Origin of the sequence: Endozoicomonas sp. (assembly GCF_031844845.1) — a bacterium.
In the GTDB taxonomy this organism is placed as follows: domain Bacteria; phylum Pseudomonadota; class Gammaproteobacteria; order Pseudomonadales; family Endozoicomonadaceae; genus Endozoicomonas.
This window is the reverse complement of the sequence record NZ_JAVRMB020000144.1, coordinates 1-6,216: the sequence shown is the minus strand read 5'-3', so window position 1 is coordinate 6,216 and position 6,216 is coordinate 1. Positions and strand designations below refer to the sequence as shown.

At 48.4% G+C, this 6,216-nt stretch carries 9 protein-coding genes; 2 read left to right on the top strand and 7 right to left on the bottom strand.

The window, feature by feature from the left end:
- Positions 1–557 precede the first annotated feature (557 nt).
- Positions 558–998, bottom strand: a complete 441-nt coding sequence (locus RM811_RS07285) for a hypothetical protein (RefSeq protein WP_402522371.1) — start codon at positions 996–998, stop codon at positions 558–560.
- Between the two features lie 209 nt (positions 999–1,207).
- Positions 1,208–2,080 (bottom strand): DMT family transporter, encoded by an 873-nt coding sequence (locus RM811_RS07280; RefSeq protein ID WP_402522368.1) that lies wholly within the window; start codon positions 2,078–2,080, stop codon positions 1,208–1,210.
- 394 nt (positions 2,081–2,474) lie between these two features.
- On the opposite strand from RM811_RS07280, the gene RM811_RS07275 reads away from it, so the two are divergent.
- Together RM811_RS07275 and RM811_RS07270 are read left to right on the top strand one after the other, a co-directional pair.
- Positions 2,475–2,714 (top strand): hypothetical protein, encoded by a 240-nt coding sequence (locus RM811_RS07275; RefSeq protein ID WP_402522365.1) that lies wholly within the window; start codon positions 2,475–2,477, stop codon positions 2,712–2,714.
- Between the two features lie 138 nt (positions 2,715–2,852).
- Positions 2,853–3,722: a nuclear transport factor 2 family protein gene (locus RM811_RS07270; protein WP_402522362.1), complete on the top strand. Its 870-nt coding sequence runs from the start codon at positions 2,853–2,855 to the stop codon at positions 3,720–3,722.
- 28 nt (positions 3,723–3,750) lie between these two features.
- Here the strand turns inward: RM811_RS07270 and RM811_RS07265 are convergent, their stop codons facing one another.
- From RM811_RS07265 to RM811_RS07245, 5 genes are all read right to left on the bottom strand, one after another.
- Positions 3,751–4,095 carry a hypothetical protein gene (locus RM811_RS07265; protein ID WP_402522359.1) on the bottom strand — a complete coding sequence of 115 codons (345 nt, stop codon included), beginning with the start codon at positions 4,093–4,095 and terminating at the stop codon, positions 3,751–3,753.
- Positions 4,096–4,371: 276 nt separating this feature from the next.
- On the bottom strand, positions 4,372–5,547 hold the full coding sequence (locus RM811_RS07260) for an acetyl-CoA C-acetyltransferase (RefSeq protein ID WP_402522357.1): 1,176 nt from the start codon (positions 5,545–5,547) through the stop codon (positions 4,372–4,374).
- A 73-nt stretch (positions 5,548–5,620) separates the two neighbouring features.
- On the bottom strand, positions 5,621–5,812 hold the full coding sequence (locus RM811_RS07255) for a CoA-transferase (RefSeq protein ID WP_402522354.1): 192 nt from the start codon (positions 5,810–5,812) through the stop codon (positions 5,621–5,623).
- A 6-nt stretch (positions 5,813–5,818) separates the two neighbouring features.
- Positions 5,819–5,953 carry a hypothetical protein gene (locus RM811_RS07250; protein WP_402522351.1) on the bottom strand — a complete coding sequence of 45 codons (135 nt, stop codon included), beginning with the start codon at positions 5,951–5,953 and terminating at the stop codon, positions 5,819–5,821.
- Positions 5,953–6,216: HAD family hydrolase (locus RM811_RS07245; protein ID WP_402522348.1), on the bottom strand; the 264-nt coding region annotated here is incomplete at its 5' end. The genes RM811_RS07245 and RM811_RS07250, both read right to left, overlap by 1 nt.

The window sequence follows — 6,216 nt, the reverse complement described above, 5'->3', positions numbered from 1 at the left end:
CTAGACTGTTTTTTTCTATAGCGGAGTCTGGAAAGATCATTGCTGCAGGGTAAGGCAGGCTACCGCCTTCTCACCACAGATCCGTCAAGTGCAGCTAAGCGCTGATACCCATACCTCCGTCATCCCCGCGAAGGAGGGTGTCGCAAAAGGGCAAACCCCCCCCGACCGTCATCCTCGCGAAGGCGGTTGTCCAAAACCCTCCTCGCTCCCACGCTCTGCGTGGTAGCGCCAGGACCCAACCACAGACACGATTCCTAAACCCTCCTCGCTCCCACGCTCTGCGTGGTAGCGCCAGGACCCAACCACAGACACGATTCCTGTGGTTGGCTATGCATTCCCACGCAGAGCGTGGGAACGAGGTTCCTGGTGGGTTTTGCGACAGCCTCGCAGGCGGGGATCCACTCTTCGAGACAGACTCTCACTCTCGAGATGGATTCCCGCCTGCGCGGGAAAGGCGGCAGTAGTATAAATCTGCATTTAAGATCTTTTGCGACACCCTCGAACCCTGGAAGCGGCCTGTAGAACAGAACAGGAAAGAGAGATGGGAGAGCTTTCAATTATTCAGCAAAGCTGCAAACCTGCACACACATCAGAACACACATCATGGCCTCAGGATCATTACGGCAGGCTGATGCACAGGCATTGAACTCGCCACCCAACTCGGTACAGGTTTCTTCTGCCATGTATTCACATTCCTGAGGCTCTTCCAGCCAGCGGCTTCCCTCAGAAGAGATACATTCCAGGACATTTTCAGGCCCGGTCGCTGTAATCTGGGCAGGAATCGAGCGAGTCATTCGAACATTTTTCAGGACTCCAGCCTTACTCAACGCCATAACCTGCTGCATTACAGGATCCGGAGTCATGGTTGAGCCGGTAAACTGACGGGTAACTTCAACTTCTGAGTTTTCAGCCATGATCTCCTGTGACTCTTGAGTTGATGCACAACCCGACAAAAAGAGAGCCAGTGAAACCAGCATTGTGGAAACAACTTTTTTCATTGAAATATTTCAACCCGATAGGAAAGAACGTCGGTATTTATTCACTGCTATCTGGCATTGTCCAGCCAAATCGTTCCAACAGTTGATCAAACACAATATCCAGGGGCGTATAAAAAAACAGGCTTTCTTGTGACAGGGTGGGCCATCACCATCCTTAAACAATGAAGCAGCAATCGGTCCGCATCAAAGTGTTTGGCAAAGCTATGCCATCAACAAGCCTGTCTTTTATCTTTGCACAAACTGCCAACCGTGATGGCCCCAAGAATCACAACGCCTCCTGCCAGAGTTCTCAGTGAGGGTATTTCCGAGAGCAGAAGTGCCGCCAGCACAATGCCATAAACCGGCTCAAGACAGGTCACCAGGCTCACCAGCTGGGTCTTCAGATAACGGAGGCTGCTTAAAAACAACATCAGAGGCATCGTTGTACATAATAAGCCGAGTACCAGAAGCTCTGGCCAGTAATCCACAATGCTGCTGCCCCCCGCTTTTGGCATGATCAGTAGCGTAGTAATAACCGCGCCTATATTCTGAAGGCAGGTTAATGCCATCGCATCGGTCTTCTGAATACGGCTTCTGTTTGCCAGAGTGAGCATGGCAAACAGCAGGGCACTGAAGATCCCCCAGCCCAACCCTTCAACGATACCTGTCTCCGGGCTCGTTGATGAAAGAGGGAATACGATCAATAGTCCAGCCACTACCCCGGTAGCGGTCAGTACATCCAGCCACCTTAATCGCTCCCTGAACAACAAGGGTTCAAGCAGGGTTACAAACACAGGGAATGATGAAAACGCCAGTAAACCAATGGCCACCGAGGAGACCTGAATAGCCTGAAAAAAGGTTATCCAGTGGATGGCCAGAATGCCGCCCAATGCCATATTGATCGGCCACTGGCCGGGCACAAACATCTGTCGGATCTTTCCTTTACCGGTCAGGACAAGCGCCAGAACGGTACTTCCAACCAGTGTTCGGCCCAGAACGATCCAGCCGGGATCGATGGGCAATAGCTTGCCAAACAGCCCTGATATTCCAAATAAAAGTATGGCGATATGAAGTTTAAGCAGAGCCTGCCGGCTATCGTTCATCTTTCTCTTACATCTCAAAAAAGGAAAAGGCTGCCTGCCAGCATTCTGGAAAACCCGGGTACGGCAACCATTGAAAAACAGAGAGAAGAATAACGGATTAATCCGAAAAGTGTTGAAATAATGACACGCTTAGTTAAAGCAGATGTCGGCCTATTTAGAATCAGCCGCATTAAAAAACACAACACATTGAAAACTATAAAAAAATCAACGACCCATTTATTAAATCAAATAATTCTAAACCAAATAGATCAATTGATTATTTATTATTAATAACTAATAACAACGCCTCTCTTTCATTTTCTTGTTATTTATTCGCTATCCAACTTCACTATTACTTAAACCATGAATAACTATGGTTTGGAATTGACCCACCGGATTTCAATGGAGAACAATAATGAAAAAAACACTTTTTGCTATCGCAACTTCTTCTGTCATTCTTTTCAGTGCCAATGCTACTGCTGATATAGATTATGCCGATCAAGCCCGGGACAGACATGGCATGGAAGAGCCCGTATCAACGTCTGTTCTGAACGTTTTCAGTGCCAGAGCATCACTGGATTCTATCGTTATTCCTACTGACTATGAGAAGCGTCAGGAAAGAATGGAAGAACTGGGAGAAAGAAGAAGCAACTGATTTCCTATTAAAAAACATGTGGTTGTGGCGCTTGTTCTTACCCCAACCACATGAAGTTCATTATATACCTTCCAACCCCGGTCTTTTTTACCAATCTGGCCTATAATACTCTCCTCTCAACCAAATTAATTCCGAGCCATGCCATTAGTTGTCGACTTTCTTAATGAATTCAGGGACTGCCTGCTCATCAATGGCAGTGAAGATCGAATATTGGAACTGCATATGCCTGACGACATCACAGGCTGGGGCGTCACTGAAAGTGATAATTACAACCGCCCGGATGATCTTTACCAGCGATCAAGGCGTTATTTTGAAGAACGTGAGTCTGCTGATATTCAGCTGGAGCCACTGGACAGCTTCGGAAATGACAATGCAATGATGGTCGCCTGCCGGTTCAAGCGGGATATCCAGTTTAAAAACGGCTTAAGGCTGAAAGATGAAGACCTGAGGCTAACGTTCTATCTGATTGAACATCAGGGCAGGCTTAAAATCCGTCATGGTCATCTCAGCAGAGCCTGGCCTGAAGGGACTCCATTCCCGATCAATCCAATTCCCCAAAGATCTCAACCAGTGTTAGCGGATCGTTCTGCCAGGCTGGATGCCATCAATATCACACCATTTCTTGAAGCTTTGAGCAGGCGGGTCACCTACAGCGAAACCGCTGATCTGGAAAACCTGACGATCCTGCAGCACCCCAGCCAGAGCAGAGTTTTTTTCCCACTGGACAGGCCAGATGCACTCCGTGGCTCCCGGCAATATGAGCAATACCTCAGTAAACTGGCCGAAATACACCTGCAGCCTCAATTGAAATACCATTATCCAGTTGCCTTTCAGAACCAGTCACTGGTCTGCCTTTCTGCCTACGCAGAATGTGGCTGGCAGGAAAAGGCAACGGGCGAAAAAATCAGTATTTCGCCAATGCGTGTTACCTATATTCTTCAGAAACATGAAGGCCAGTGGCTGTGTCGGCACACCCACTGGTCATTACCCCATCCCGATGTCGTTTGAAGCCAAACCATCGGCATGCCATCTGGTATCAAAGCAGATCAGCAACATCAGCTCTTAGCAGAGCTTCTTTACCAAGGTCAAAACCGGCAACGGCAATATGCAGAGTGAACAGTTGCTTCAGGATGGCAAAGTCTCTTGTCTCTGGCCATCTGTCTTCGTCTTCAGTCCATACGGAAAACTCATTCTCCAGAATTGCCCGGGCTTCTTCACTCAGACCTTCTACCAGACTCTCTTCAGACTCATGCTCATCAAAAAGATAAGCGCCGCCTTCAAAGTCCCATGTCTCAGGAAGCTCCACACCCAGACTTTTTACCCACTCGATAAATTCCGGTTTTGGCTTCAAGGTAATGACACAACGGTTAATAAATTTCATGGCTTACCTGTTCGTTCCTGGATAAAGGAGGTTGAAAAATTTTGTGCCAGAAGCTTTGAATCTTACCGTTAAGCATGAATGATTAACGGTCGGCACGCACAAACTCGAATAATTATAAACAACCATGAGCATAAGAAATATTTTTGTGAACTTATTTCAAGTAATGGAACCCTAACCCATATGTAAAAGTCATAGGTGTGCGAACGGATTCTGGTTTTGAGGCTATTTTACAAAAAATATTAACAGTTGCTTATGAAAAAGCTATTGAAGGAAGGTTTATTCCCGCTCCACCACCATGGCGATTCCCATGCCACCACCAATGCAAAGCGTGGCAAGACCGTAGCGAACATCTCGCTTCGCCATTTCATGAAGCAGTGTCACCAGAATCCGGGCACCAGAAGCTCCGATTGGATGACCCAGCGCGACCGCTCCACCATTGACGTTGGTTTTCTCTGGATCCAGCTCAAGGCCTTCAACCACAGAGAGCGCCTGAACAGCAAACGCTTCATTGGCTTCAACCAGATCGATATCCGCCACAGAGAGCCCGGCTCTGGACAATGCTTTTTTAGTAGCGGGTACCGGTCCATAACCCATCACCTCAGGTGAAACACCAGCAGAAGCGGATGACTTGATAACCACCATGGGCTGCAAACCCAGGGACTCTGCTTTGCTGCGGGACATCAGCAGTAACATGGCTGCTCCATCATTAATAGTGGAAGCATTCCCCGCAGTTACCGTACCCCCCTTACTGAAAGCAGTGCGGAGTTTCGCCAGCTTTTCTACAGAGGTCACCCTGGGGCCTTCATCCTTATCCACAATCACCGTCTGCTTCCTGTCGACCACTTCTACAGGCACGATTTCATCCGCAAAACGGTGGGCATCCTGAGCGGCTAATGCCCGCTCCTGACTTCTGGCAGCGTACTCATCCTGAGCTTTACGGCTGATGTGATAACGCTCCGCCAGATTCTCAGCAGTAATCCCCATGTGGTAATCATTAAATGCATCGGTCAAACCATCACTGATCATGGTGTCCAGCAGCTGACCATGACCCATTCGCTGCCCCCAGCGAGCCTTGGGCAAAACATAAGGCGACTGACTCATATTTTCTGAACCACCAGCCAAAGCGATTTCAATGTCACCGCAGGCAATGGCCTGTGCAGCCAGAACAACCGCTTTCATACCTGAGCCACAGACTTTGCTGACGTTATAGGCGGTACTCTCGGTGGACATGCCAATACCCAATGCAATCTGACGGGCAATATTCATCCCCTGGCCCGCGCCAAGAACATTACCCAGAACCAGTTCCTGCACGTCCTCAGCCTTAACCCCGGCCTTCTCCAAGACACCTTTGGCGGCTGCAATCCCTAACCGGGCTGGTGTAACCGTAGCCAGAACACCATTGAATATTCCTATTGGTGTACGAGCAGCACTGACAATAACGACGTCTTGCATTATTCAATCTCTCCAAACGTTATCAGGTCGCTGGCAACTTTCAGATCTGCACCGGTGGCTTTGATCACCTGTTCTACGTGGTATCTACAGCGATTTCAGTTAACAATAGTCCGTTTTCAGTGACCTCGATGATTACCATTTCGGTAACGATCAGATTCACCGGACCTTTTGCGGTTTGTGGAAAGTTGCAACGTTGGAGAATTTCAGGCTCGCCATTCTTCTTGCTGTGTTCCATGGCGATAATGACCGGCTTTGCACCGGTCACCCGTTTTTAATGAAGAGGGCATAATGAAGAGAGCCAGGTTCGCCTGATTAATATTCCTGACAACTGGCTGGCAACAGTTTCAACACCTGCTGCAATCTGTTCCTGGCTGAGAACCAGATCACCAACAGGCTCTTTATTCATCAGGCATCACCACTGAGCATCTCAAGGCAACTTTCATTACCTGCCGTCTGATCAAGAATACGGTCGATCACCTCAAGCACACCCTCATCATTATTTCCGGGCGCTAAATAACGGGCAACCTGCCGAATGCTTTCATTGGCATTATTCATGGCAAAACTGAATCCCGCCTTTTGCAGCATTTCCATATCGTTGCCACTGTCACCAAAGGCAGCGACTTCATCATCGGTAATATTCCACTGCTCTTGCAGCAAATGAAGACCATG

Excerpts from the sequence above, each read along its gene's own strand:
- RM811_RS07280 (WP_402522368.1), bottom strand. The coding sequence starts at position 2,080 with ATGAACGATAGCCGGCAGGCTCTGCTTAAACTTCATATCGCCATACTT.
- RM811_RS07285 (WP_402522371.1), bottom strand. The coding sequence starts at position 998 with ATGAAAAAAGTTGTTTCCACAATGCTGGTTTCACTGGCTCTCTTTTTG.
- RM811_RS07250 (WP_402522351.1), bottom strand. The coding sequence starts at position 5,953 with ATGAATAAAGAGCCTGTTGGTGATCTGGTTCTCAGCCAGGAACAGATT.
- RM811_RS07270 (WP_402522362.1), top strand. The coding sequence starts at position 2,853 with ATGCCATTAGTTGTCGACTTTCTTAATGAATTCAGGGACTGCCTGCTC.
- RM811_RS07275 (WP_402522365.1), top strand. The coding sequence starts at position 2,475 with ATGAAAAAAACACTTTTTGCTATCGCAACTTCTTCTGTCATTCTTTTC.
- RM811_RS07260 (WP_402522357.1), bottom strand. The coding sequence starts at position 5,547 with ATGCAAGACGTCGTTATTGTCAGTGCTGCTCGTACACCAATAGGAATA.
- RM811_RS07265 (WP_402522359.1), bottom strand. The coding sequence starts at position 4,095 with ATGAAATTTATTAACCGTTGTGTCATTACCTTGAAGCCAAAACCGGAA.